This window comes from Micromonospora sp. NBRC 107095 (genome assembly GCF_030269705.1).
Classification (GTDB): Bacteria; Actinomycetota; Actinomycetes; order Mycobacteriales; family Micromonosporaceae; genus Micromonospora; species Micromonospora parva.
In genome coordinates, this window is the sequence record NZ_BSTU01000001.1 from 1,069,568 (window position 1) to 1,094,772 (window position 25,205).

At 71.4% G+C, this 25,205-nt stretch carries 19 protein-coding genes; 9 read left to right on the forward strand and 10 right to left on the reverse strand.

Annotation, left to right across the window (positions count from 1 at the left end):
- Positions 1-14 precede the first annotated feature (14 nt).
- On the reverse strand, positions 15-986 hold the full coding sequence (locus tag QSK15_RS05115; protein ID WP_285793112.1) for a DMT family transporter: 972 nt from the start codon (positions 984-986) through the stop codon (positions 15-17).
- Positions 983-2,014, reverse strand: coding sequence for a class II fructose-bisphosphatase (gene glpX, locus QSK15_RS05120; protein ID WP_030328833.1), 1,032 nt, complete (start codon positions 2,012-2,014; stop codon positions 983-985). Before glpX ends, QSK15_RS05115 begins: the two co-directional genes overlap by 4 nt.
- A gap of 159 nt (positions 2,015-2,173) precedes the next feature.
- Between glpX and QSK15_RS05125 the strand changes: the two genes are divergently transcribed.
- Positions 2,174-2,833, forward strand: coding sequence for a DUF4245 domain-containing protein (locus tag QSK15_RS05125; RefSeq protein WP_285793113.1), 660 nt, complete (start codon positions 2,174-2,176; stop codon positions 2,831-2,833).
- Positions 2,834-3,040: 207 nt separating this feature from the next.
- On the forward strand, positions 3,041-3,886 hold the full coding sequence (locus QSK15_RS05130; RefSeq protein ID WP_285793114.1) for a hypothetical protein: 846 nt from the start codon (positions 3,041-3,043) through the stop codon (positions 3,884-3,886).
- Between the two features lie 100 nt (positions 3,887-3,986).
- Here the strand turns inward: QSK15_RS05130 and QSK15_RS05135 are convergent, their stop codons facing one another.
- The gene (locus tag QSK15_RS05135) at positions 3,987-4,208 is read right to left on the reverse strand and encodes an exodeoxyribonuclease VII small subunit (RefSeq protein WP_030328827.1); all 222 of its coding nucleotides are present in this window, start codon (positions 4,206-4,208) and stop codon (positions 3,987-3,989) included.
- A 45-nt stretch (positions 4,209-4,253) separates the two neighbouring features.
- Positions 4,254-5,489, reverse strand: a complete 1,236-nt coding sequence (xseA, locus tag QSK15_RS05140) for an exodeoxyribonuclease VII large subunit (RefSeq protein ID WP_285793115.1) — start codon at positions 5,487-5,489, stop codon at positions 4,254-4,256.
- Between the two features lie 154 nt (positions 5,490-5,643).
- Between xseA and QSK15_RS05145 the strand changes: the two genes are divergently transcribed.
- Both QSK15_RS05145 and QSK15_RS05150 read left to right on the forward strand, forming a co-directional pair.
- The gene (locus QSK15_RS05145) at positions 5,644-6,630 is read left to right on the forward strand and encodes a 4-hydroxy-3-methylbut-2-enyl diphosphate reductase (RefSeq protein WP_124770510.1); all 987 of its coding nucleotides are present in this window, start codon (positions 5,644-5,646) and stop codon (positions 6,628-6,630) included.
- 40 nt (positions 6,631-6,670) lie between these two features.
- A complete protein-coding gene (locus tag QSK15_RS05150; RefSeq protein WP_285793116.1) occupies positions 6,671-7,111 on the forward strand; it encodes a hypothetical protein in 441 nt (146 codons plus the stop codon).
- A gap of 69 nt (positions 7,112-7,180) precedes the next feature.
- On the opposite strand, the gene QSK15_RS05155 is transcribed toward QSK15_RS05150, so the two are convergent.
- Together QSK15_RS05155 and QSK15_RS05160 are read right to left on the reverse strand one after the other, a co-directional pair.
- Positions 7,181-10,477, reverse strand: coding sequence for a S8 family serine peptidase (locus QSK15_RS05155; RefSeq protein WP_285793117.1), 3,297 nt, complete (start codon positions 10,475-10,477; stop codon positions 7,181-7,183).
- Positions 10,478-10,614: 137 nt separating this feature from the next.
- The gene (locus QSK15_RS05160) at positions 10,615-11,790 is read right to left on the reverse strand and encodes a DNA recombination protein RmuC (RefSeq protein WP_285793118.1); all 1,176 of its coding nucleotides are present in this window, start codon (positions 11,788-11,790) and stop codon (positions 10,615-10,617) included.
- A gap of 54 nt (positions 11,791-11,844) precedes the next feature.
- Between QSK15_RS05160 and QSK15_RS05165 the strand changes: the two genes are divergently transcribed.
- On the forward strand, positions 11,845-12,660 hold the full coding sequence (locus QSK15_RS05165; RefSeq protein WP_285793119.1) for a hypothetical protein: 816 nt from the start codon (positions 11,845-11,847) through the stop codon (positions 12,658-12,660).
- 70 nt (positions 12,661-12,730) lie between these two features.
- Here QSK15_RS05165 and ppc read toward each other — a convergent pair whose 3' ends face one another.
- From ppc to QSK15_RS05180, 3 genes are all read right to left on the reverse strand, one after another.
- Positions 12,731-15,517, reverse strand: a complete 2,787-nt coding sequence (gene ppc, locus QSK15_RS05170) for a phosphoenolpyruvate carboxylase (protein ID WP_285793120.1) — start codon at positions 15,515-15,517, stop codon at positions 12,731-12,733.
- 459 nt (positions 15,518-15,976) lie between these two features.
- Positions 15,977-16,888: a helix-turn-helix domain-containing protein gene (locus tag QSK15_RS05175; RefSeq protein WP_285793121.1), complete on the reverse strand. Its 912-nt coding sequence runs from the start codon at positions 16,886-16,888 to the stop codon at positions 15,977-15,979.
- A 53-nt stretch (positions 16,889-16,941) separates the two neighbouring features.
- Positions 16,942-17,862: a cyclase family protein gene (locus QSK15_RS05180; RefSeq protein ID WP_285793122.1), complete on the reverse strand. Its 921-nt coding sequence runs from the start codon at positions 17,860-17,862 to the stop codon at positions 16,942-16,944.
- A 702-nt stretch (positions 17,863-18,564) separates the two neighbouring features.
- Between QSK15_RS05180 and QSK15_RS05185 the strand changes: the two genes are divergently transcribed.
- Positions 18,565-18,825 (forward strand): helix-turn-helix domain-containing protein, encoded by a 261-nt coding sequence (locus QSK15_RS05185; protein ID WP_285794338.1) that lies wholly within the window; start codon positions 18,565-18,567, stop codon positions 18,823-18,825.
- Here the strand turns inward: QSK15_RS05185 and QSK15_RS05190 are convergent.
- Complete coding sequence (locus QSK15_RS05190; RefSeq protein ID WP_285793123.1) at positions 18,816-19,247, reverse strand: hypothetical protein; 432 nt, start codon at positions 19,245-19,247, stop codon at positions 18,816-18,818. The two genes, QSK15_RS05185 and QSK15_RS05190, sit on opposite strands and share 10 nt — an antisense overlap.
- A 459-nt stretch (positions 19,248-19,706) precedes the next feature.
- On the opposite strand from QSK15_RS05190, the gene mfd reads away from it, so the two are divergent.
- The 3 genes from mfd (at position 19,707) to QSK15_RS05205 (ending at position 25,195) form a co-directional block, all read left to right on the forward strand.
- The gene (mfd, locus tag QSK15_RS05195) at positions 19,707-23,336 is read left to right on the forward strand and encodes a transcription-repair coupling factor (protein WP_285793124.1); all 3,630 of its coding nucleotides are present in this window, start codon (positions 19,707-19,709) and stop codon (positions 23,334-23,336) included.
- A gap of 63 nt (positions 23,337-23,399) precedes the next feature.
- Positions 23,400-24,206 (forward strand): hypothetical protein, encoded by an 807-nt coding sequence (locus tag QSK15_RS05200; RefSeq protein WP_285793125.1) that lies wholly within the window; start codon positions 23,400-23,402, stop codon positions 24,204-24,206.
- A 2-nt stretch (positions 24,207-24,208) separates the two neighbouring features.
- Positions 24,209-25,195 (forward strand): nucleoside triphosphate pyrophosphohydrolase, encoded by a 987-nt coding sequence (locus QSK15_RS05205; protein WP_285793126.1) that lies wholly within the window; start codon positions 24,209-24,211, stop codon positions 25,193-25,195.
- Positions 25,196-25,205: the final 10 nt, after the last annotated feature.

Sequence of the window (25,205 nt, forward strand, 5' to 3'; positions counted from 1 at the left end):
GGTCTGCCGACCTCTCAGCGGCGGGCCGGCGGGGCGAGCGCGGCGATCAGCACTGCCACCATGGTCAGCGTCGCCCCCAGCAGGGTGTTCACCCCGGGGTGCGAGGCCGCCGTGGGGAGGACCAGGTCCAGCAGGACGGCGCCGACGATCTGCCCGGCGATGGTGGCCAGGCCGAGCAGCAGCACACCGGTGAAGCGCACGATCGCGGCGGCGATCGCGATGAACACGATGCCGATCGGGCCGCCCAGGTAGAGCCACGGCTCGGTCGGCAGGTGGCCGCCGGGCCAGCCGCGTACGGCGATGTCGATCGCGAACGCGACCAGCAGGGTGACGGTGCCCACGGCGAAGTTGACGAGTGTGGCGGTCAACGCGCTGTCGGCCGCCGCCCGGACCCGACCGTTGACGGCCTGCTGCCAGGCGATGCCCACCCCGGCGAGCAGCGGCAGCAGGGCCAGCGCCAGCGCCCCCGGGTCGCCCAGGCGGTCACCGACCGCCAGGCAGACCGCCAACACGGTGAGCACCGCACCGGCCAGCCGCTGCCGGGTGACCGGCTGTCGGCCGGTCGGCCCGATCCCGGCCCGGTCCACGGCGAGGCTGCTGCCGCTCTGGCCGGCCACCACCGCCACCGTGAAGACCGCCACGCCCAACGTGCCGATGGTGAGCCCCTGGGTGGCCACCAGGAACGCCCCGCACATGCCACCGAGGCACTGCCACGGCCGCAACGCGCCTGTCCGCAGGGCCCGCCGCGTCGCGACCAGCCCGCGTCGGCCACCAGGGGTCGCGGGCACCAGCACCAGCAGCACCAGCAGGCCGAGGCCGAACGACACCACAGCGGCGGCGAAACCGTCGTCGAGGCGTACCCCCAGCTCGCCGTTGATCCGCGACTGCACCGCCACCGCGACCCCGGAGGCCGACGCCAACGCGACGCCGGTGATCCGGCGGGCGGCCGACAGGGTCTGCGGGGTCGCCGTGTCGGTGGCTGTCACTCCTGTTCAGCCAACGGACGACCATCGAAGTCGACAGCGGAGTAGAGCGCCAGCTTCTCCAGCCGGTGGTACGAGTCGATCACCCGGATGGTGCCGCTCTTCGAGCGCATCACGATCGACTGGGTGTACGCCCCGCCGGCCCGGTACCGCACGCCGCGCAGCAGGTCGCCGGAGGTGACCCCGGTCGCCACGAAGAAGCAGTTGTCGCCGGTGACGAGATCATCGGTGCCCAGCACCCGGTCCAGGTCGTGCCCGGCGGCGATCGCCTTCTCCCGCTCCTGCTCGTCGCGCGGCCAGAGCTTGGCCTGCATCGCACCGCCCATGCACTTGAGCGCGCACGCGGAGATGATGCCCTCCGGGGTGCCGCCGATACCCATCAGCACGTCCACGTCCGACTCGCCCCGGGCTGCGGCGATGGAGCCGGCGATGTCACCGTCGGAGATGAACCGGATACCCGCCCCGGCCCGGCGGATCTGCGTGACCAGGTCGTCGTGGCGGCTGCGGTCCAGCACGCAGACCGTCACCTCGGAGACGTCGGTGCCCTTGACCTTGGCGATCCGGCGCAGGTTCTCCGCCACCCCGGCGTTGATGTCGATCACATCGGCGTACGCGGGCCCGACGGCGAGCTTCTCCATGTAGAACACGGCGCTGGGGTCGAACATCGCACCCCGCTCGGAGACGGCGAGCACCGCCACGGCATTCGGCATGCCCTTGCTCATCAGCGTGGTGCCGTCCACCGGGTCGACGGCGACGTCCACCTCCGGGCCCGTGCCGTCGCCGACATGTTCGCCGTTGAAGAGCATCGGGGCGTTGTCCTTCTCGCCCTCGCCGATCACCACCACACCGCGCATCTGGATCGAGTTGATCAGCTTGCGCATCGCGTCGACAGCTGCTCCGTCGCCGCCCTCCTTGTCGCCCCGACCGACCCACCGGCCGGCGGCCATCGCCGCGGCCTCGGTGACCCGGACCAGGTCGAGGGCAAGGTTTCGGTCGAGATCCTGTGGGATCCGCGTCCTGGTGTTCGTCATGACGGCTACTCCTCCTCGCGACGGTGCGGGGACGACCGGCCGCGGGGAGGCCCCCACCGCCGGCTTTGTCGCTGATCCTCACACGATGGCCGACGGGGCGTCGGCGCGGGGCGGTGATGGCCCGGATACCGCCGGTCGGGCGGCTGCGAAGATAGCGGGGTGGAACCCGCACAGCCAGCCGACCGCGTACCTGCCGACCGCACGCCGCCCGACGGTCAGTCGCCGGCCGACGTCCCCGCCGGGCACGGTGCTGAGCCCGCCGCGACCGATCCGACCCCGAGCCCGACCCCGCCGCCAGCGGCGGCGGCCGGCAAGTCCGAGCGGTCGCCGAAGGACATGGCGATCTCGTTGCTGGTGCTGCTCGTCCCGATCGCGCTCCTGCTGGCGTTCTACCGGGGATTCCTCGGCGGCGACCAGGCCACCACCGTCGATCCGGCGCCCGCGATCGAGCAGGCCCGGTCGGCGAACGTCTTCCCGGTGAGCCAGCCGCAGGGGCTCGGCTCCGACTGGAAGACGGTCAGCGCCCGCTACCAGACCGTCGAGAACGGCGCGAACCTGCGGCTCGGCTACCTCACCCCGGAGGGGCGCGGCGTCCAACTGCTGCAGAGCAGCGTCCCGGCGGACCGTCTGCTCCCCGCCGAGCTGACCAGCCAGGGCCAGCCGCAGGGTCCCACCGAGCTGGCCGGACGCACCTGGCAGCTCTACACCGCCCGGGGCAACCAACAGGCGCTGGTCCTGCTGGAGCCGACCCGCACGGTGATCGTCGTCGGCGACGCCCGGGACAACGAACTACGCGAACTGGCCGGCTCACTGCGCTGAGGGGACCCGGCGATCGATGGACCCGCCGGGGCCGAATCTGGGCAACCAGCCCGAAGGGTGATTGTCCGACGCGTCGACAGGGAACAAGGAGGGAGTGATCCGGGCGCGCTGCTCGGCCCGGATCGCGCGACGCAGCCGACGGTGCTGCTGCGTCGCCCGGTTTCCGGCGCCGTACAGGTCGTCGGGTGACCCCCTTGGGAGACACGTATGACTGTTCGACGACTTGGCGCCGGCCTGGTAGCCGCCGCTCTGATCACGCCCGCACTGGCCGCCTGCGCCAGCGGAACCGGCACCACCGGATCGACGCCGTCCCCGACGGTGACGGCGTCCGGTGCGCCGAGCCCGTCCGGTGCCCCGGTGGCGGGCGACGCCAAGCAGGCCCTGCTCGACTCCACCAAGGAGATCAGCAACGGGAACTTCCGGTTCACGCTGGCCGGCGCCGGCTCGACGGCGGAGGGGCTGGTGCACCAGCCGAGCCAGAGCGCGGCGTTGAAGATCGCGATCGGTGGTCCCTCGTCCGACCTGGCGATGAAGCTCGACGTGATCCACTACAAGCCGGACAGCTGGGTCAAGCTGGAGCTGACCGGCCCCACCGCCAACAGCCTGCCCGCCATCAAGCAGCTCAACCTCGGCAAGTACCAGCACCTGGACCAGAACCGGATCAAGGGCAACCGCAACCTCGGCTTCGACTTCGACAAGGTCGACCCGGCCGGCAGCGCGGTGCTCACCCAGGGCATCACCGAGGTCCGCAGCACCGGCACCGGCACGTACGCCGGCACCATCGACGTCACCAAGGCCGCCGAGGCGGGCTCGTTGAACGCCGCCACGATCGCCGCGCTCGGCACCCAGGCGAAGACCGTCCCGTTCACCGCGAAGGTGGACCCGCAGGGCCGGCTCAGTGAGCTGGTGCTGCAACTGCCGGCCGCCGGGCAGACCGCCGCCCAGGAGATCCGGATGACGTACTCCGACTACGGTGCCGCCACCGCCGCGCAGAAGCCGCCGGCGGACCAGGTCGTCGAGGCGCCGGCCGAGCTGTACAGCTTGTTCAACTGATCTGCCCCGGTGGGGCGGCTCCGGCCGCCCCACCGGCGGTCCCAGCCGCCGCGGCCACGGTTTCCGTGGCCGGCTGCGGTACGAGTCGTCGCGGCTGCGGTCAGGAAGCGGGTTCCTGCCGGGCGGCGTCGATCCGCGCCCGCGCACCGTCCAGCCAGCGCTGACAGATCACCGCCAGCGCCTCGCCGCGCTCCCAGAGCGCCAGCGACTCCTCCAGGGACGTGCCGCCGGCCTCCAGCCGCTCCACCACCGAGGCCAGCTCGGCGCGGGCCTGCTCGTAACTGAGCCGCTCGTCCGGCCCGGCCTTCGTGTCGTCAGTCATCGCGTTCATCTCAGCACACCTCTCCCCGCCTCGGCGCGCCGCCACTCAGCCATCGACTGTGGCGGCCAGCTCGCCGTCGGCCAGTCGTACCCGCAGCGGGTCGCCCTTGCCGACCTCCGCCGCCGCGCGGACCACCTGGCCGTCCGCGCGCTGCACGATCGCGTACCCCCGGTCGAGGGTGGCGGCGGGGGACAGGGCGCGCAGCCGCGCGAGGGTGTGCCGCAGGTCATCCCCGGCGGCGGCGAGCCGGTGCTCCAGGCAACGGCCGGCCCGCTGCCGCAACGCGGTCAGCTCGGTCGCCCGGTGCTCCACCATCACCTGCGGCCGGGCCAGCACCGGCCGGGACCGCAGCCCGTCGAGCCGGTGCGTCTCCCGGTCGACCAGGTTGCGTACCGCCCGTTCGAGGCGGTGTCGGGCCTGACCGATGAGGCGTACCTCCTCGGTGAGGTCGGGGACGACCCGCTTGGCCGCGTCGGTCGGGGTGGAGGCGCGGACGTCGGCCACGTAGTCGATCAGTGGCGCGTCCGTCTCGTGGCCGATCGCACTGACCACCGGCGTACGACAGCCGAACACCGCCCGGCAGAGCGCCTCGTCGGAGAAGGGCAGCAGGTCCTCGATGCCGCCGCCACCCCGGGCGATGATGATCACGTCGATGCTCGGGTCGGCGTCCAGCACCTTGAGCGCGTCGACGATCTGCGGGACCGCCGACGGGCCCTGGACGGCCACGTTGACCGTCCGGAACTCGACCGCCGGCCAGCGTCGTCGGGCGTTGGTCAGCACGTCCCGTTCTGCCGCCGACGCGCGACCGGTGATGAGCCCGATCCGGCCGGGCAGGAAGGGCAGTCGACGCTTGCGGGCGCGGTCGAAGAGTCCCTCGGCGGCGAGCAGCTTCTTGAGCTTCTCCAGCCGGGCCAGCAGCTCGCCGAGACCCACCTGGCGGATCTCGTCGGCGCGCAGGCTCAGCGTGCCCCGGGCGGCGTAGAACTCCGGTTTGGCGTGCAGCACCACGCGGGCGCCTTCGCGCAGCTCGGGTGCGCCGGCGTCCAGGACGTCCCGGTTGGTGGTGACGGTGAGGCTCAGGTCGGCCGACGGGTCGCGCAGGGTGAGGAAGACGGTGCTGGCTCCGGGGCGACGGCTGATCTGCGCCACCTGCCCGTCCACCCACACCCAGCCCAGTTTGGCGATCCAGGCCCCCATCTTCTGGCTGACCACCCGTACCGGCCAAGGCTCCTCAGCGCTGCTGGCCCCGCTGCTCCCCACCCGCGCTCCACCCTCAGTCACCCGCCCACCCTACGACCCACTCCATCCGGCCCGTCGATCATGAAGTTGTTGCCCTCCGTGCCGGCGTGTCGGGGCAACAACTTCATGATCAACGCCGTGCGGGGGTGGGGTCGCGGCCCGTGCCGGTGGGAAAGCCGACACGTACGATGGGGTGGTGACTGAGGCTCAGGCGACTCACCGGACCGGCAAGCGCGTGCTCCTGGCCAAGCCCCGCGGCTACTGCGCGGGCGTCGACCGCGCGGTGCAGACCGTGGAGGAGGCGCTGAAGCTCTACGGTGCCCCCATCTACGTGCGCAAGCAGATCGTGCACAACAAGCACGTGGTGCAGACCCTGGAGGCCCAGGGCGCGATCTTCGTGGAGGAGAACGAGGAGGTGCCCGAGGGCGCCACCGTCATCTTCTCCGCGCACGGCGTGGCGCCGGAGGTGTACGAGCAGGCCAAGGCGCGCTCGCTGAAGGCGATCGACGCGACCTGCCCGCTGGTCACCAAGGTGCACCACGAGGCGCGGCGCTTCGCGGCCGAGGACTACGACATCCTGCTCATCGGCCACGAGGGGCACGAGGAGGTCATCGGCACCGCCGGTGAGGCCCCCGCGCACATCCAGCTGGTGGACGGCCCGGACGACGCCGACAAGATCACCGTACGTGATCCGGAGAAGGTGGTCTGGCTCTCCCAGACCACGCTCTCGGTCGACGAGACGCTGGAGACGGTGGCCCGGCTCAAGAAGCGGCTGCCGCTGCTGCAGTCCCCGCCCAGTGACGACATCTGCTACGCCACCTCCAACCGGCAGCACGTGGTCAAGGAGATCGCCGCCGACTGTGACGTGGTGATCGTCGTCGGCTCGACGAACTCCTCCAACTCGGTGCGCCTGGTCGAGGTCGCCCTGGACGCCGGCGCCCGCGCCGGTCACCTGGTCGACTTCGCGCACGAGATCGACGACGCCTGGCTGGAGGGCGCCACCACTGTCGGTCTGACCTCGGGTGCGAGCGTCCCGGACGACCTGGTCCAGGAGGTGCTGGTCCACCTCGCCGCGCGCGGTTTCGCCGACGTGGAGGAGATCACCACCGCCAACGAGCGGCTCACGTTCTCGCTGCCGCAGGAGCTGAAGCGGGACATGAAGGCCGCCGCGGCGCGCGGCTGAACACGGGAACGAACGCGGCTCGGCGTACGTCAGATTCGGCATGAGGACTCTTCGGTTCGCCGTCCCCGCGCTTGCTGTCTGCGTGGCGCTGAGCGCCTGCGGCAACCAGGGCGGCGTGGGCGGCACACCAACCCCCACCCCGACGGGAGTACAGCCGGTGACCAGCCAGCCCACCCCCACGCCCGACCCGACCGCCTCGCCGGAGACCGTCACCCCCACCGCGCGACCCGGGGTGAAGACTCCGAAACCGGGCGGCCCGAGCACGCCACCGGGCGTCGGGGCCACCACACTGAGCGGCACCGTACAGGGCGGCGTGGAGCCCGGCTGCGTCCTGCTCGACGGTTACCTGCTCCTCGGCGGCCCGCGTGACGTGCTGACCCCGGGCACCCGGGTCGAGGTCACCGGTCGGGTGGAGCCCGGCATGATGACCACCTGCCAGCAGGGCACCCCGTTCGTCGTCACGGCCGCCCACCGGTCCTGAGCACCACCCCTGACACGCGGGAGCCCGCCCCCGGACGCGGGGGCGGGCTCCTGCCGTGTTACCAGCGGATCAGTTCACGGCCCCGATGGACACGTTGCCGCGACCCACGATCGCGCCCTCGGACGTGACGATCGCCAGTTCACCGGAGAGCTGACGCCCGTCGGCCGGCACGGCCACCGCGGTCACCGTGCCGGTGATGGTGGCCGACTCGCCGTGCATCAGCGGCACCGCAACGGCCGGGGCGGTGATCGTGCCCAGCGACGCGGACGCGAAGGCGTCGTAGTAGTCGTAGGCGGTGCTCGTCCCCGGCCCGTCGACCCCGTACGGCTCCACCACGACGCGGTAGGTGCCGGCCGGCGGGTTGGTCAACGTCACCGCCTCCTCCGAGTCGCCGTCGGCGGCCCGGCCGACCTCGGTGGCACCCCGGTAGACGAACAGGTCCAGGTCGGCGCCCGCGTTGGCGGGGTTGCCGATCCGGGCGGTGAACGTCGAGGTGCCCGCCGGGATCTCGACGGTCCACTCCTGGTTGGGGCCGCCCTCGGTGATGGTCGGACGCTCGGTGCGGACACCGGTCAGCGCGCCGCTGCGACCGCTGACCGAGACCGGACCGAAGGCGTTGGTGACGTTCCAGCTCACCGGGGTCGGCTCGCCGGCCTCGACGCTGGGCAGCTCGACCAGTGCCGGCTCGACCGTCAGGCCCTGCACCCGCACCTGGAGCTTGAACGGGTTGTTCAGCGCCGGGGACGTGCGCCGCGACTCCACCTCGATCTCCCAGACCCCGGGAAGCGGGTTCTGGTAGTCACGCTCCTGCGGCTTGCAGACGTTGACGTCGGAGAAGTTGGTGTAGCAGACGGTGCTCGTGGTGGCCTCCACCGGCACACCCAGCGGGTTGATCGCGATGAACCGGGTCTGCGAGCCGGTGGCGATCCCGGAGAGGTTCACCTGGAGGGCCTTGGCGCCCGCCGGCACCGTCACGAAGTACGACGTGAAGCCGTTCCGGTCGACCGAGCCCTCGTTGGCGTACGAGAAGCTGGGCTTCTTCACGTCGTTCGAGGCCACCACCACCGTGGACACCTCGAAGTCGACGACGTTGGTGGCCGGATCGTCGATCCGCATGATCGCCCCGTGCGCACCCTCGGTGGCCGGCTTGGCGGCCACGTTGACGGTGACGGGCTTGTTGAGCGGCAGTGCGACGGTCTTCGGCGCCTTGAAGGTGCCGTCGTTGCCCTGGAGCGTCACGGTGTGCTTGATGGTGCCGGCCGGGCCGCTGGTGCGGGTCAACGTGACCGGGTAGGTGATGCTCTGGCCGATCTTGTGGCCGCCCGCTGCCGCAGCGCAACGGTTGTAGACGCCGGTGCCCCGACCGGGGTTCGGCACGAACTTCACACCGTTCCAGATGGTCAGCTGGTCGGACAGCGGGCTGCAGACCGGCGCGTCCGAGACGTACGACCGGGTTTCGACGCCCTGACGCAGCATCTGCCAGGCACCCGGCACGTTGACCATGCCGTAGCCCTGCGCGTACGTCGGCACGTCAGCGATCGGCTTGGCGGAGCTGAACAGCGCCCGCCGCAGCGCGGCCGGGCTGACGCCCCGATCGGTGGCCTTGGCGGCCGACAGCAGCAGTGCGCCAGCGCCAGCGGTCTGCGGGGACGCCATCGACGTGCCGTTCAGCATCGCGTAGCCCGGGGGCAGCGCGTATCCGGCCTCGGGGACCGGGGCGCCGAGCTGCCAGGTCGGTGCGGTGGAGATGGCCGAACCGGGGGCGGCGATGTTCGGCTTGAAGCCGCCGTCCTCGCGCGGCCCACGGGAGGAGAAGTTGAACAGGGCGTTCTTCTTCTTGACGACCGAGCCGTAGTTGGTCAGCCAGGTGTCCTTGCTGATGGAAGCGGCAACGCTGATCACGTTGCTGGCCACCGACGGGTCGCCGACGGTGTTGAGACCCGGGCCGGAGTTGCCGGCCGAGATGACCAACTGCACGCCGTACGTCTCGATCAGTTCGTTGTAGAGGTTCGTCCGCGCGTTGTTGCCGTCGTTCAGACCCGGCAGGCCACCGATCGACATGTTGACGATGTCGACGCCACGGTTGGCCACCAGGTCGATCATGCCGGTGGTGAGGGCCGCCGCGGTGCAGCCGCCGCCCCAGGAGCAGGCCCGGGCGGAGACCAGCTTGGCGCCGGGCGCGGCGCCGTCGAAGGCCCCGTTGCCGAGCATGTCGTTGGCGGCGGTGATGCCGGCGACGTGGGTGCCGTGGGTGCTCTCGACGATGCCGATGTTGACGTAGTCGTAGGTGCCGGGCAGCCCGATCGGCGTGGTGTTCACGTTCTTGCGGAACTCGACGACGAAGGGCTGCCGCTCGGCGACCGGCGTCGCCGGGTTGTCGGTGCCGAAGTAGCCGATGTCGTACTTCTCCTTGTACGGCCGCATGATCGGGTCGTCGGTGAAGTTGAGGTTCTGGTTGGCGTCCACCCGGATGTTGTTGGTGGCCGGGTCGTAGAGCACACCCCAGGTGTCGGTGGTGTCGCCATCGCGGTTGACGTCACCCCGGGCGTCGCTGTTGGTGGTCACCGACTCGCTGAACAGGTTGAACCGGTACGTGCCGGCCGGCGCCGTCCAGGTGCCCCCGGCGATGGTGAACGACGGGCCGGCGACCTCGGCCTGCATCCGCCGCCAGGTGCCGTCCTCCAGCGGATCGGTGGCGGTGACCCAGTCGACGATCTTGCGTTCGCCGGTGGTGGTCTGCTGCAGGGCCGGGTGGGCCAGGTCCACACCGGAGTCCATGATGCCGATCGTGACGCCCCGGCCGTCCCACTCGGGGTGGGCCGCGGTGAACGCCACCGCACCGGTCTCGTTGGTCGGCATGTACGGGTTGTCGGCCGGGGTGGTCGCTCCCGGCGCCCCGACGGTGGCCTGCCGAGCGCCAGCGGTGCCGGTGGTGGTGCGTTCCGGGGTCGGGTCCGGCAGGTGGATGACCTCGTCCAGGTCGACGGCCGAGACGCCGGGCAGCCGCGCCGCCTTGAGAACGCTGTCGGTCGGGACCTTGGCCAGCACGAAGCCGACCCGGTCCTGCCGCTGGCTGACCGTCCCGCCGAGCTTGGTCAGGCTGTCGGCGACGTCCCCCGCCTCACCCTTCTCGGTGGCGACGATCAGGGTGACCGTCGGGGCCTTCTTGGCGCGGGCTTCGCCGAGCAGTTTGGCGTCGTGCGCGCCCAGCGTCTCGGCGGCGGTGGCCGGGGAAGCGTCCGGTGTGGTGGCGGGAGCGGCGGCCGCGGTGGCGGCACCGCCGACGGCGGTCGCGGCGCTCGCCGCCAGGACCGACGCGAAGAGCGCGGCTGAGGTGCGCCGGCTCAGGTTTCGGAGTCTGCTCACGTTCTCTTTACCTCCAGAGAACAGGGCCCCTCAGAGAAGGGCGCTCGGGTGAGCAGAATCTTTCGTGGTATCGATGAACACTGTCACTACCGGTCAGTCCCTTGTGACCACTTCGTGACATGAGGGCACACGCACTGTCACATAGCTGGTGATCGGGCCTCGACCTCGCCGTCGGCCGGATCGACCAACTCAGGTGCCTGCGGCTGCCGGGGCGTCAGCTCGACCTGGGCCGGCGTGGCCAACTCGTCGTCCGAGACACCCAACTCGGCGAGCTTGCGGGCACTGACCAGCACCCGGGCCTCCAGCGAGCCGACCGCCCGGTTGTAGGCGGTCACCGCACCCGCCAACGAGGACCCGAGCTTGCCCACGTGATCACCCAGGGTGGACAACCGGCCGTACAACTCCCGGGCGAGGGTGTGCACCGCGAGCGCGTTTCGGGCCAGTGCCTCCTGCCGCCAGGAGTAGGCGACGGTGCGGAGCAGGGCGACAAGCGTGGCCGGCGTGGCCAGCACCACGTTGCGGGTGAACGCGTGCTCCAGCAGCGTCGGGTCGCGCTGGAGCGCGACGTCGAGGAACGGGTCGGCGGGAACGAACAGCACCACGAACTCGGGTGCGCTGTCGAACGCCGACCAGTAGGACTTGGCGGCCAGCGCGTCCACGTGCCCCCGCAGGTGCCGCGCGTGCGCGTCGAGGTGGGTGTCCCGGCCCCGCTCGTCGCGGGCCTCCATGGCGGTCAGGTACGCGTCGAACGGCGCCTTGGCGTCCACCACCACCGAGCGGCCACCGTGCAGCCGGACCACCAGATCCGGTCGGACGACCTGCTGGTCGGTGGCGGCGGTGACCTGCTCGGCGAAGTCGCAGTGCTCCAGCATGCCGGCGGCCTCGACGATCCGGCGCAGCTGGTGCTCGCCCCAGCGACCCCGCACCTGAGGTGCGCGCAGCGCCGCCACCAGCTGTTTCGTCTCGGTGCGCAGCTCACCGGAGACCGCGGTCATGGAGCGGACCTGCTCGCGCAGCTCGGCGTACGCGTCGACGCGGTCGTGCTCCAGCTCGGCCACCCGCTGCTCGTAGCGGCGCAGGGTGTCGTGCAGCGGCGCGACCGCCCGAGCCACCGCCTCCTGGGACTGCGCGGTGGCCTCGTAGCTCAACGCCCGCATGGACTGCTCCAGCCGGCCCTCGCCCTCCCGGGTGGCGGCCAGGGTGGCATCGAGGCGGGCGATGTCGGCCGCCGAGCGGGACCGGGCCGCGAGCCAGCCCACCGCCCCGCCGACACCGAGGCACACGATCACCAGGAGCAGCGTCGAGACGTCCATCACCGGAGCTTGCCAGACGGATACGACGTGACACCCGGGGGTACGTTCGATGACATGGAACTTCTGCTCTGCCTCGCCGTTGTGCTGGTGGGCGCGCTGGGCGCCGCCGCGCTCATCCGCGCCCAGGCCGGTGCCCGCCGACGCACCGAGCTCGGCGACGCCCGCGCGGAGGCGCAGCGGTGGTATGAGCGCCTCGGCGGCCAGTTGATGAACCTGCACGGCGACGAACCGGCGGTGCGCCAGGCGCTGGCCGACGCCGGTGAGCGGTACAACGCGGCGGGCTCCCAGCTGGAGCAGGCGTCCACGCCGCACCAGTTCGCGCTGGCCCGGGAGACCGCGCTGGAGGGGTTGGCGTACATCCGGGCGGCGCGTACGGCGCTGGGCATCGACCCGGGCCCCGAGCTGCCGACTCTGGCCGCCGCCCGGGGCGTGGGGCAGCTCACCAAGGAGCGCGAGGTCGACGTGCAGGGGCAGACCTTCCGGGCCGGGCCGCAACCCGGGCGGGAAACGCCCTACTACTACCCCGGTGGGCGTTATCAGGGTCGACCGGTGCCCGCCGGCTGGTATTCGACGCCGTGGTGGAAGACAGCGCTGGGCGCCGGTGCCGGCGTGCTCGGCGGCATCCTGATCGCCGACGCGCTCTTCTCGCCCGCCTTCGCCGACCCCGGTTACGGCTACGACGCCGGCTACCAGGAGGGCTTCGGTGACGGCGTCGACCAGGGCGGCGGCGACCAGGACTTCGGTGGCGGCGACCAGGGTGGGGACTTCGGCGGGGACTACGCCGGTGGGGACTTCGGTGGTGGGGACTTCGGCGGCGGCTTCGGCGGCGGTGACTTCGGCGGCGGTGATTTCGGGGGCGGCGACTTCTGAGTGTCGTTCCGCCCACCGACGACGACGGGCCCCGGTCGCAGTGACCAGGGCCCGTCGTCGTACCTGCTGATCAGCCGGTGTTGCGCATTCCGGCGGCGATGCCGTTCACCGTGGTGAGCAGCGCGCGTTCCAGGGCGGTGCCGTCGCTCGGTGCGCGTCGACCACCCGGGGCGGTGGCGATGGCCCGCCCGGCGGCACCCGACTCCCGGTACTGCCGCAGCAGCGCCACCTGCAGGTGGTGCAGCGGCTCCAGGTAGGTGTCGCGGACGGCCAGGGTGCGCTGGAGCACCGGCGAGTTTTCCAGCAGGGCCGGTGAGGCGGTGACCGCCAGCACCTCCCGCTTGGTCAGCTCGTACTCCCGCTCGATCTGCTCGAAGATCGGGTGCAGCTTCTTCGGCACCAGCGTCTCGACGTACCGGCGGGCGATGCTCAGGTCGGTCTTGGTCAGCATCATCTCGACGTTCGACAGGAACGTGCGGAAGAAGTGCCAGTTACGGTGCATCTCGGCCAACACGTCAGCGAGCCCCGCCTCGCGGGCGGCGGCCAGCCCGGACCCGACGCCGAACCAGCCCGGCACGATCTGCCGGGTCTGCGTCCAGCCGAACACCCACGGGATGGCCCGCAGTCCGGACAGCCCCGCGCCGGTGTTCGGGCGCTTCGCCGGCCGGGAGCCGATGTTCAGGGCGCCGAGCAGTTCCGTGGGGGTGGACGCCCAGAAGTACGCCGGCAGGTCCGGGTCCTCGACCAGCGACCGGTAGGACCGGAACGCCGACTCGGAGACCACGTCCATCGTCGCGTCCCAGCGCTCCAACATCTCGGCCGGCTGCCGGGGCGCGGTGTGCAGCAGGGTCGCCTGGAGCACCGCGGCGAGGGTCAGCTCCAGGTTCTCCCGGGCCAGCGAGGGCAGGGTGTACTTGTCGGAGATCACCTCGCCCTGCTCGGTCACCTTGATCGCGCCGTCCATCGTGCCGTACGGCTGCGCCAGGATCGCCTCGTGCGTCGGCCCGCCACCACGCCCGACCGTGCCACCCCGGCCGTGGAAGAGCCGCAGGTGCACGCCGTGCCGGGCGGCCACGTCGCGCAGTGCGCGCTGCGCCCGGTGGATCGACCACTGGCTGGTGGTGATCCCGGCCTCCTTGTTCGAGTCGGAGTAGCCGAGCATGACCTCCTGCACGTCGCCGCGGGCGGTCACCAGCGCCCGGTACGCGGGCAGTGACAGCAACTCGTCGAGGAGCTCACCGCCGGCGTTCAGCTCGGCCGGGGTCTCCAGCAGCGGCACGAACCCGATCCGGGCCCGCCCGCTGTGCACGTCCACCAGGCCGGCCTCGCGGGCCAGCACCACGGCGGCCAGCACGTCGTCGACGCCCAGGGTCATCGAGATGATGTACGACTCGATCACCTCCGCGCCGAACCGGTCCTGTGCCTCCCGGATGGTGCCGAACACGTCGAACGTCTTGCGGGCCGGCTCGGTGAGCGACGTGTCCAGCGTGGACAGCGGGCGGCGGCCGGTCAGCTCGTCGGCGAGCAGCTTGGTGCGTTCCAGCCGGGTCAGCGCCGGGTAGTCGGAGACCTCGCCGACCGCCTCGTAGAGCTGCGCGAGCACCGCGTGGTGCGCCTCCGCGTGCTCCCGGACATCCATGGTGGCCAGGTGCAGGCCGAACGCGGAGACCGTACGGATGGTGGAGGCCAACCGGCCGACCGCGGTGAGCTGCCCGGAGTTGCGGGCCAGCGAGGCGCGCAGCAGGTCCAGGTCGGCGACCAGCTCGGCGGAGCCCCGGTAGTCCCGACCGGGCACGTGTGCGGTGCCCTGACGCAACCGTAGCCGGGTGTTGGCGAGCTTCGCCTTCACGCAGCGCGCCTTGAGCCGGTACGGCTCTTCCGCGTTGACCCGGCGGAAACGCTGCGCCACCTCGGGCAACGCGTCCAGGTCGGCGGCGAGGCTGGCGGAGAGGTCCAGGGACACCCCGCGCAGTCGGCGCGACACCGAGACCTCGTTGATCAGGTGGTCCATCGCCTTCTCGGTGGCGGCGATGCCGTGCTCGTGCTGGATGGTCAGCACCTCGCGGGTGACGGCCGGGGTGACGAACGGGTTGCCGTCGCGGTCGCCGCCGATCCAGGTGCCGAAGCTCAACGGCCGGGCCGTCGGTGAGGTTTCCACGCCGAGCGTGCGCAGCGTCTCGGCCAGGTCGTCGAGCACCTGCGGGGCGGCCTCCGCGTACAGGTCGCGCAGGTAGTAGATCGCGTTGCGGGCCTCGTCGGTCGGGTCCGGCCGGTCGAGCCGCAGTTCGTCGGTCTGCCACATCAGGTCGAGCAGCTCGGCCAACCGGCGGTTGGCCGGGCCCTCGTCGCTGGCGCCGTAGAGGATCGCGTTGGCGGTCTCGGTGTCCAACTCGTCGGCGATCGCCCGCAGCTTGGACAGGATCGACCGGCGGGCCGCCTCGGTCGGGTGCGCGGTGAAGACCGGTCGTACCGCGAGCCGGCGAGCGGCGTTGGCGATCTCCTCGGCCGGCACCCCTCGCTCGGCGATCATCTTGGCGGCCTGGTCCAGCCAGCCGCCCTGCACCGCGCGGCGACGGCGCAGATCCCGGGCGCGGTGCACCTGCTCGGTGATGTTGGCCAGGTGGAAGTAGGTGGAGAAGGCGCGGGCCAACTTGGTGCCGGTGGTCACGTCGAGCCCGCCGAGGCGCTGCGCGGCCGCCGGGGCGTCGCTGCGGACCTGGGCGCGGATCTCCTCGACGAGGTCGAGCAGCGGGCGACCCTCCTGGCGGGCCAGGGTCTGGCCGAGCAGGGTGCCGAGTCGGCGGATGTCGGCGCGCAGTGCGGCGTCCGGGCCGTCGTGGTCGTGCTGGTCGGTCACGATGCGCTCCCTTGCGTGGATACGAAGGACAGCGCTGTCCGACTTACTGGATGGTATCCGCGCGGACCGGATGTTCGGAGGGCCCCCGCGTGATCCACTGCCTCCGGACGTGTGTTTTGCGACGTGATCTCAACCACCATGATCGGTCCGTGCGGGCAGACGGCGGTGTGCGCCGGGACCGGAACATGGGGGAGCGAGACCTGCTCGCCGCCTTTCGGAGCCATCGTCGTCGGTTGGCCCCAGGCGAGCGCCGGACCGCGGTGCGTTACTGAGCAATTTTCTTCAAGACGCGGCGGCCAGACGGCCCGAGGATGGTTCCTGCCGGACCGGAGGCCGTCCTGGCGACGGGGGCACGCGGGCCTGTTCGGGGAGGCCCGACGCCCCCGGTCGCGCGTGCTCGAGGGGCGCCGCAGGTCCGCTGACGGGGCCTCATCGACGGTGTCCGCAGCCGCCGGCGGGTCAGCCCGACCCGGTCCGGGTCTCGCCCGTGGGGGTGAGCAACCGGCGCAGGCGGGCCGGTGGGTGGCCCACCTGCTCCCGGACCACCCGGGTCAGGTGTGCCTGGTCGGCGAACCCGTACTCGGTGGCCAACGCACCGAGCGGACGACCGTCGGGCTCGGCGAGGGTGTCCAGCACCGCCCGTACCCGCAGTCGGTTCCGGTAACTGGTCAGGCTGCTGCCGGTCATCCGGTGGAAGACTCGGCTGAGGTGGTGCGGCGAGCTGCCCACCTCCCGGGCGACCTCGTCCAGGCTCAGCGTGAAACCGGAGTTGGCCAGCACCTCCCGGGCCCGGTCGGCCAACCGCCGGTGGGCGACCAGCGTCGCCGGTCGACGGCGGACCGTCGGGTCGAGCCCCTCGTCCGCGCCGAGCGGGCTGTGCCGCAGCAGGTGGGTCAGGAACCGGTGCAACCGCTCGGCCATCTCGAACCCGTCCAGCCCGCGCCGGAACTCCGCCACCAGAAGCCGGTGCGCCAGGTCCAGCGTCGCGTCGGAGGATCCGGACCACCCACCCCGGTCCAGCCAACCCTCCGCGTCCGGGCGGGCCGCCAGCACCACCGGGTCGATCTCCAGGCAGGTGTACGAGTCACCGCAGCCGAACGGGTGGGCCACGGCGAGTTCGTCGCCGGGGCGGGTGAACAGCACCGAGGTGGCGTCGGAGATCTCGACCCGACCGTTGAGCCGACGCCGGTACGCCCCGGAGCGGCCCAGGATGACCTTGTGCCGGTCCACGACGGTGGACTCCGTCCAGCCGTGGTCCTCCACGATGCACCGCGCCTGGTAGACGAGCAGCCCCTCCGGGTGCCCCAGCACCCGCCACCGGGCGGGTGTGGTGCGGCGACGTGGATCACTGCCGACTCCCTCGGCGGGCATCGTTTCCTCCCCAGGGGTGACGGTGGTGGGTCAGGTGTCGCTGGTGTCGGGCCTCAGGTGCCAGCGGAGACGACGGCGAAGGCGCGAACGGGGAAGGTGCCCATGCCGGCCACCATCGGCGGGGCCGCCGTGAACCGGAACCCGTTCGGCGGCAACGCGCCCAGGCCGGTCAGGTGCTCCACGATCGGGATGCCGGCGGCGAGCAGCGCGCTGTGCGCGGGGCGTACGCCGGCGGCCGCCGGGGTCATGTCGTCGATGTTGATCGAGTCGATGCCGACCAGCGCCGCCCCAGCCTCGACAAGCGCCTGGGCGCCGTCCCCGGTCAGGTACGGCGCTTCCGGCGCGCCGTACCGCTCGGCGCCGAAGTGCGCATCCCACCCGGTGTGCAGCAACACCGCCCGACCGGCCACCTCGTACGGGGCCAGCATGAGCCGGTCAACCGCGCGGATGCCGGCCGGCACCCGGACGACCACCCCCGGTAGGTCGGCGAGACGGTCCAGCGACACGCCGGTCAGGTCGTCCCCGCCGGCCCAGCGGTGGGCGGGCGTGTCCAGGTACGTGCCGGTGTTGGCGATCATGTCGATTCGGGCCACGTGGAACTCGGTGCCCGGGGCGTACCGGTCCCGGGACGCCGCGAGAGTCAGCCAGTCGGTGATCTCCGGCGCCGGCCAACCGGGCAGGGTGGTCATCCCGTCGCTGATCACATGACTCAGCTCGACCAGCCGGCGATCGGAGCCGGACTCGTCGGCGGCGACACCCCGGCCGCCCTTGTGCGGCTCTTCGATGATCGTTTTCGCGCTGAGTCGGACCTCGGCGACCATCAGCAGTCCGAGGTGCCGCACGAACAACGCCGCCAGGTCGTTGTCGGTGATCTGGGGACCGGGGATGTCCAGCCGGAACCCCTCGGTGTTCAGCCCGCCTCCGTTGGCGAAGCTCACCTCCGCGTCGAACTGTGCCCGCCACTGCTCACCCATCCCGAGACTCGACCACGCCTCCGGTAGCCGGTCAAGATCCGTGTAGGTGCCACGGGTGAAGATTCGCGTGGGCCGTGCGGTGGAGATCCGCGTGGGGCCGCGCGCGGTGAAGGTCCGCGCAATTTCAGGGGGAGGTGTTGCCTCATCGTTGCGGCGTCTCCACTCTCCCTGAAGTTGCGCGGATCTTGCAGTGAAAGGGGTGTGTGGATCGGTCGGGTTGGCGAGGTGCTGCGCCGGATCTCGGCACGTCCCAAGAGCACGAGCTGGGAGCGGGGAGTGCCACGAGAACGGCTCGGTAGATCAGCCCGGTGGCGACGACCGATGCCGCTGCCCACGCCGAGGTTTCCCACGTCGGCAAGATTCGCCGACCGGTCATCAGGTCGTCCTTCGGGCAATGGGCACGGGGCAGTATCCAACTCCCATCCGTCTTCGAATGCGTGATACTCCTGTCGCGAGTGCGCACCGATCCGGTTTCCGGGATGCGGAAATGGTTGCCGGATGTCGTGATTCAGACTCATGTTGAAGTGGGGGGATAATTATCGCGTCGATCTAATAGAGTGGCCTCCGTGATGGTTGTCTATTGGTAAAGGTGTCCGGTAGTAAGCGTTGAAAGTCGCGGAGGAGATGGTCATGGAGAAAGACGCACGCGCAAAGGCGCATCCTGGGCGCCTCGCTGTGTCGGCGGTTGCCGACCTCGGCGAAATGCCTCTCACGCCCCGGGAGCGCCGCATCGTGAAACTGCTGGCGGCCGGCTGTACGGACGAGGCTGCGGCCCGCGAGTTGGAGATCAGCCGGCGGACGGTCTGCTATGCCGTGCAAGGGCTGATGATGCGGATGGACGCTGGGAGCCGGTTTCAACTCGCCTGGCTGCTGGGGTCGATGGCGCACCGTAGTCGAGACGGCCGAACGCCAGGGGGGCGCGCCAGCGCGCCGCGCCCCCCTGGTCAGCAGGGTCACACGTAGTAGCCGTGCACCCAGTAGCTGATTCGTGACGTCCCGCTCGGGCAGGTTCCGTACGAGCGGCGCTGATCGCCCGCCCAGCGCTCCGGCCCCGAGTAGCTATACCCGTTGCTGCAGTCGACCCATCCCCGATAGCGGGCGTCCGGCCCGTTGCCGTCGCACCACCCGCCGCCGCTGCGCGAGTTGTTGGGATTCGGGTAGGGGCGGCAGGTGCCCAGCCACCCGGCGGCCATCGTCCCTGCCCTCGATTCGGTGGCCCCCGAGCGGAACGGCAGTTCCGCAGTGGGGATGCCGGCGGCGCTGTCCGCACCGAGCACAACCGCCGCAGCCTGGTCGGACTCGGTGCTGGCGGCGGACGCCGGCACCGCCAAGCCCACGACGGCGACACCAATGGCAGCCGCGGCCACCCCCACCCTTGCCTGCATTCTCTTCACGGTCTTTTCTTCCCCTCTCCCGTGCCCCCATGGGCTCGATCATCAGTCGTCGTGACGACTGCATTCACGCTAGCTATCCAAATCGAGAATCGACTATTGATCTGCGCAATTGTGCTGCGCAGGTGTGCAGCCGGAACTGTGCAGTCAGCTGTCTTCTGTTCCGACTGTCGGCGGCACGGAAGTCATCCGACCGTCAGCGGCGCGCTGTTCCGGCTTGAGCTGGGCCTTTCCAAGCGACGATCAACCTCGCCTGGTCCAGCTGGCGGCCGCGTGCCCTACCGGTACCGAGGACAGCGGGACGAGTCAGTCCGACGGACGGCGTACCCGCTGACGCTGCAGGTGGCGGGTAACGGGAGATGGTCGGTCGACGGAGATAGGCTTGCCGGGTGCACCCCCCGTCCGTCCTGGACGCGGGGTGATCGTCGTGCCATCCGTGGGAAGTGATCTCGCATGCTCACCGGTCTGTTCTCCGCCGCCCTGGCCGACCCCGGGCTGGCCCGGGCGCGTGACCTGGCGCGCTCCGGTGCCGCCCAGGTAGACGGCCTCGACATCACCGCCCCGGCGGCGCTGCGCCCGTTCGCCGTCGCGGCTGTCGCCGCCGACAACGACGGGGCCGGGCGCCCGGTGCTCGCGGTGACCGCCACCACCCGGGAGGCCGACGACCTGGCCGCCGCGCTCGGCGGGCTGTTGCCGGCCGAACAGGTCGTGGTCTTCCCCTCCTGGGAGACGCTGCCGCACGAGCGGCTCTCCCCACGCTCGGACACCGTGGGTCGACGGCTGGCCGTGCTGCGCCGCCTCGCGCACCCCGAGTCGGCCGACGCCCACGGCCGGACCGGGCCGCTGCGGGTGGTCGTGGCCCCGGTGCGTTCACTGCTCCAGCCCCAGCTCAAAGGGCTCGGTGACCTGGAGCCGGTGCAGCTCGCCGCCGGCGAGGAGGCGGACCTGGAAGAGGTCGCCCGCCGGTTGATCGACATGGCGTACGCCCGGGTCGACCTGGTCACCAAGCGCGGCGAGTTCGCGGTACGCGGCGGCATCCTGGACGTCTTCCCGCCCACCGACGAGCACCCGTCCCGGGTCGAGTTCTGGGGCGACGAGGTGGAGGAGATCCGCACCTTCGCCGTCGCCGACCAGCGGACCATCGAGCAGGTCCCGCTGCTGTGGGCGCCGCCCTGCCGTGAGCTGCTGCTCACCCCGGCGGTGCGCGACCGGGCCGCCGCGCTCGCCGAGCAGCACCCGGAGCTGGCCGAGATCCTCGACAAGCTGGCCGAGGGCATCCCGGTGGAGGGGATGGAGTCGCTGGCCCCGGTGCTGGTCGGTCCCGACTCGCTGGAGCTGCTGCTGGACGCCATGCCGGCCGGCACCCACGTCCTGCTCTGCGACCCGGAGCGGATCCGCACGAGGGCGCACGACCTGGTGCGTACCTCGGAGGAGTTCTTGCAGGCCAGTTGGGCCGCCGCCGCGGTCGGCGGCCAGGCCCCGGTGGACGTCGGCGCCGCCGCCTTCCGCACCCTCGGTGAGGTACGCGCCGCCGCCGGCAAGCTCGGCCAGCCGTGGTGGACGCTCTCCCCGTTCGGATTGGTGGAGGGGGAGACGGCTGAGACGCGGCAGCCCTGGGAGGACGCGCCGGAGCAGGCCTCCGTCACCCCGGACGACGCCATCGCGGTGACCCTCGCCGCCCAGCCGGCCCCGCTCTACCACGGTGAGACCGCGCGGGTCGTCGAGGACCTCAAGCGTTGGTCCGGCGACGGCTGGTCGATCGCGCTGGTCTTCGAGGGGCACGGCCCCGCCCAGCGGGCGGTGGAGGTGTTGCGCGACGCCGGCCTCGGCGCCCGGTTGGTGGAGGAGGTGCCGACCGCGCCCGTCCCCGGCGAGCTGGTGGTCACCTGCGGCGCGCTGGGCAGCGGGTTCGTCGACGAGGCGTCCCGCTTCGTGCTGCTCACCGGCAATGACGTGACAGGCGGTCGGGGCACCTCGACGCGGGACATGCGCAAGATGCCGAGCCGGCGGCGCAACACCATCGACCCGCTTGAGCTCAAGGCCGGCGACTTCGTGGTGCACGAGCAGCACGGCATCGGCCGCTACGTCGAGCTGGTGCAGCGGACCGTCAACGGTGCCAGCCGGGAATACCTGGTCATCGAGTACGCGGCCAGCAAGCGGGGCCAGCCCGGCGACCGGTTGTTCGTCCCCACCGACCAGCTCGACCAGCTCTCCCGCTACGTGGGCGGTGAGCAGCCGACCCTGCACAAGATGGGCGGCTCGGACTGGCAGAAGTCCAAGGCCCGGGCGCGCAAGGCGGTCCGGGAGATCGCCGCGCAGCTCATCCAGCTCTACGCCGCCCGCAAGGCGTCCAAGGGTCACTCGTTCGGCCCGGACACGCCGTGGCAGCGGGAGCTGGAGGACGCCTTCCCGTGGCAGGAGACGCCGGACCAGCTCGCCGCGATCGAGGAGGTCAAGCGGGACATGGAGCAGACCGTCCCGATGGACCGGTTGATCTGCGGAGACGTCGGCTACGGCAAGACCGAGATCGCCGTCCGGGCGGCGTTCAAGGCGGTGCAGGACGGTAAGCAGGTGGCGGTGCTGGTGCCGACCACGCTGCTGGTGCAGCAGCACTACAACACGTTCGCCGAACGGATGAGCCAGTTCCCGGTGCAGATCCGGCAGCTGTCCCGGTTCCAGACCGCGAAGGAGACCGAGCGGACGCTGGAGATGGTCGCCGACGGCACCGTCGACATCGTCATCGGCACCCACCGGCTGCTCCAGACCGCCACCCGGTTCAAGCAGCTCGGTCTGGTGATCGTCGACGAGGAGCAGCGCTTCGGTGTCGAGCACAAGGAGCACCTGAAGACGCTGCGCGCCTCGGTCGACGTGTTGAGCATGTCGGCCACCCCGATCCCGCGGACCCTGGAGATGGCCATCACCGGCATCCGGGAGATGTCCACCATCGCCACCCCGCCGGAGGAGCGGCACCCGGTGCTGACCTTCGTGGGTGCGCAGGACGACCGGCAGGTGGCGGCTTCCATCCACCGCGAGTTGCTGCGCGACGGGCAGGTCTTCTACCTGCACAACCGGGTCGAGTCGATCGACCGGGCAGCGCGGCGGCTGCGCGAGTTGGTGCCCGAGGCGCGGGTCGCGGTGGCGCACGGCCAGATGACCGAGGACGCCCTGGAGAAGGTCATGGTCGGCTTCTGGGAGAAGGAGTTCGACGTCCTGGTGTGCACCACGATCGTGGAGTCGGGCATCGACATCCCGAACGCCAACACCCTGATCGTGGAGCGGGCCGACCTGCTCGGCCTGGCTCAGCTGCACCAGATCCGGGGCCGGGTCGGCCGGGGCCGGGAGCGGGCGTACGCGTACTTCCTCTACCCGCCGGAGAAGCCGCTGACCGAGCACGCCCATGAGCGGTTGGCGACCATCGCCCAGCACACCGAGTTGGGCGCCGGCATGTACGTGGCCATGAAGGACCTGGAGATCCGGGGCGCCGGCAACCTGCTCGGCGGCGAGCAGTCCGGCCACATCGAGGGTGTCGGCTTCGACCTGTACGTGCGGATGGTCGGCGAGGCGGTCTCCGCGTTCAAGGGTGAACGGCCGGAGGAGGAGACCGACGTCAAGATCGACCTGCCGGTCGACGCGCACCTGCCGCACGACTACGTGAGCGTGGAGCGGCTGCGCCTGGAGATGTACCGCAAGCTCGCCGAGGCGCGCGACGAGGAGCGGTTGGGCGAGGTCATCGCCGAGATGACCGACCGGTACGGCGAGCCGCCGGCCCCGGTGCAGAACCTGGTGGAGGTGGCCCGGTTCCGCCTGTTGGCCCGCCGCTACGGCCTGACCGACGTGTCCATGCAGGGCAAGCACGTCCGCTTCGGGCCGTTGCCGTTGCCGGACTCGAAGCAGTTGCGGCTCAAGCGCTACCACCCGGATGCCGTCTACAAGCAGGCCACCGACCAGGTCAGCGTGCCCCGACCGACCACCCGGCGGATCGGCGGCGAGCCGCTGCGGGACCAGGCGCTGCTGCAGTGGTGTGCGCAACTGCTCTCCGATGTGCTCGGTGCTCCCGCCCCGCTCGCCGTCGCGGCGGGTTGAGGCGGGTCCGCGGTGTGGTGGGGGCCGTCACAGCCTGGGGGAGGGCATGAGAGAGTGACGGGTATGCGTGCTCGCCGTGTGATCGCCGCCGCCAGCGTCGCGGCCCTGGGTGTCCTCTCCCTCGCTGCCTGCGGCAAGTCCGCACCGAACATCGCCGCTTATGTCGGTGACACCGCCTACTCCGTGGACCGGGTCGACGCGATCTACGACGACGTGCAGACGAAGTACGGCGACGCCGTCCGGCGGGAGGCCGGTCAGGCGGGGGCGACGCCGTCTCCGGAGCAGTTGCGTGCGGCGGTGACCCGTCAGGACGTGGTCAACCTGCTGGTCAGCCTGGACCTCGGCAAGCGGGTGGCCGCGGCGAAGAACATCCAGGTGCCCGACGAGGTCAGCCCGCAGCAGCTTGAGCAGAACCTGCGGGTGCCGGCGAGCACCGAGTACGCCAAGCTCTGGGGTGACTGGATCGACCTGCTCCAGGTGCTCAACCAGCAGCTTCCGCCGGCTGAGCTGAGCGACGATTCGCTGATGGCCGTCTACGACGCCCTGACCAAGACCGGGGCGATCGACGCCGGGATGTCGGTGGCCAACGTCCGTCAGGCGTTCGGCGACGGCGGCTTCGTGCGCAGCGCCACCGCTCTCAGCACCGCGCTCGAGGAAGAGGCGCGCCGGGTCGACGTCACGATCAACCCGCGCTACCGGGCGGTGGGCGTGCCGTCGGTGGTGAGCACCGGCCAGTCGCTGGTCTTCTACTCGCTGCCGTACATCAACGAGGCCGGCCCGGTCACCGACATCTCCACCCCGGAGCCGCTGCCGTCGAGCGGCGCGCCGGGCGACGAGGCTCCCGCACCGGAGCAGGGCACGGCCAGCTGAGCATGTCGGCACGGATCGTCCTGCTGGTCACCTCGCCCCGGCTGCCGGCCGGCCTGTTGACCGCCGCGGCCTGGGACGTCGTACGCCAGCACCCGGTGTTGACCGGCTCGGACGGTGAGATGGTCACGGCCGTGCGTCAGGCGGGCGCCGAGGTCACTGTGGTGGACGGCCCGGCCACGCAGCCGTTGCTGGACGCGGTGGCGGCGCACGGCACTGTGGTGTGGTTGGCCGGTCCGACGGGTGACGAGGCGCTGGCCCGGGAGTTGGGCCTGCGGCTGGCCCGGCAACCGGGGTTGGCCGAGATGGAGCTGATGTACGGCTCGTGGGATCCGCCGGGTGCCCGGCTGCTCGACGCGGTGGCCGTGCTGGACCGGCTGGCCTCGCCGGGTGGCGACCCGTGGAAGCGGGCGCAGACGCACCGCAGCCTCGCCGGTTACCTGCTGGAGGAGAGCTACGAGGCGTACGACGCGATCAGCGCCGACGACACCGACGCGCTGCGCGAGGAGTTGGGCGACGTGTTGTTGCAGGTGGTGCTGCACGCGCGGCTCGCCGAGGAGTTGCCCGAGGATGAGCGGTGGTCCATCGACGACGTGGCCGGTGGGCTGGTCGACAAGATGATCCGCCGTAATCCGCACGTCTTCGCCGGTGCCGAGGTGGGCACCCTGGAGGAGATCACCGAGAACTGGGAGCGGATCAAGCGCGCGGAGAAGGCCCGGAGTTCGGTGCTGGACGGCGTGGCCCTGAGCCAGCCGGCGTTGGCTCTGGCGGCGCAGATCCTGGACCGTGCCGCCCGCCGGGGCATCGAGGTCCCGCCGCCGCTGCCCGACGCCCAGCAGGACGCCGAAGCGAGGCTGGGAGCCGGCCTGCTGGCCACCGTGGCGGCGGCCCGCGAGGCGGGCCTCGACCCCGAAGCCGCCCTCCGCCGCGCCACCCTGGCCCACGCCGAGCTCATCCGGACCGCCGAACCCCCACCTCCGGCCCTCCGTTGATCATGAAGTT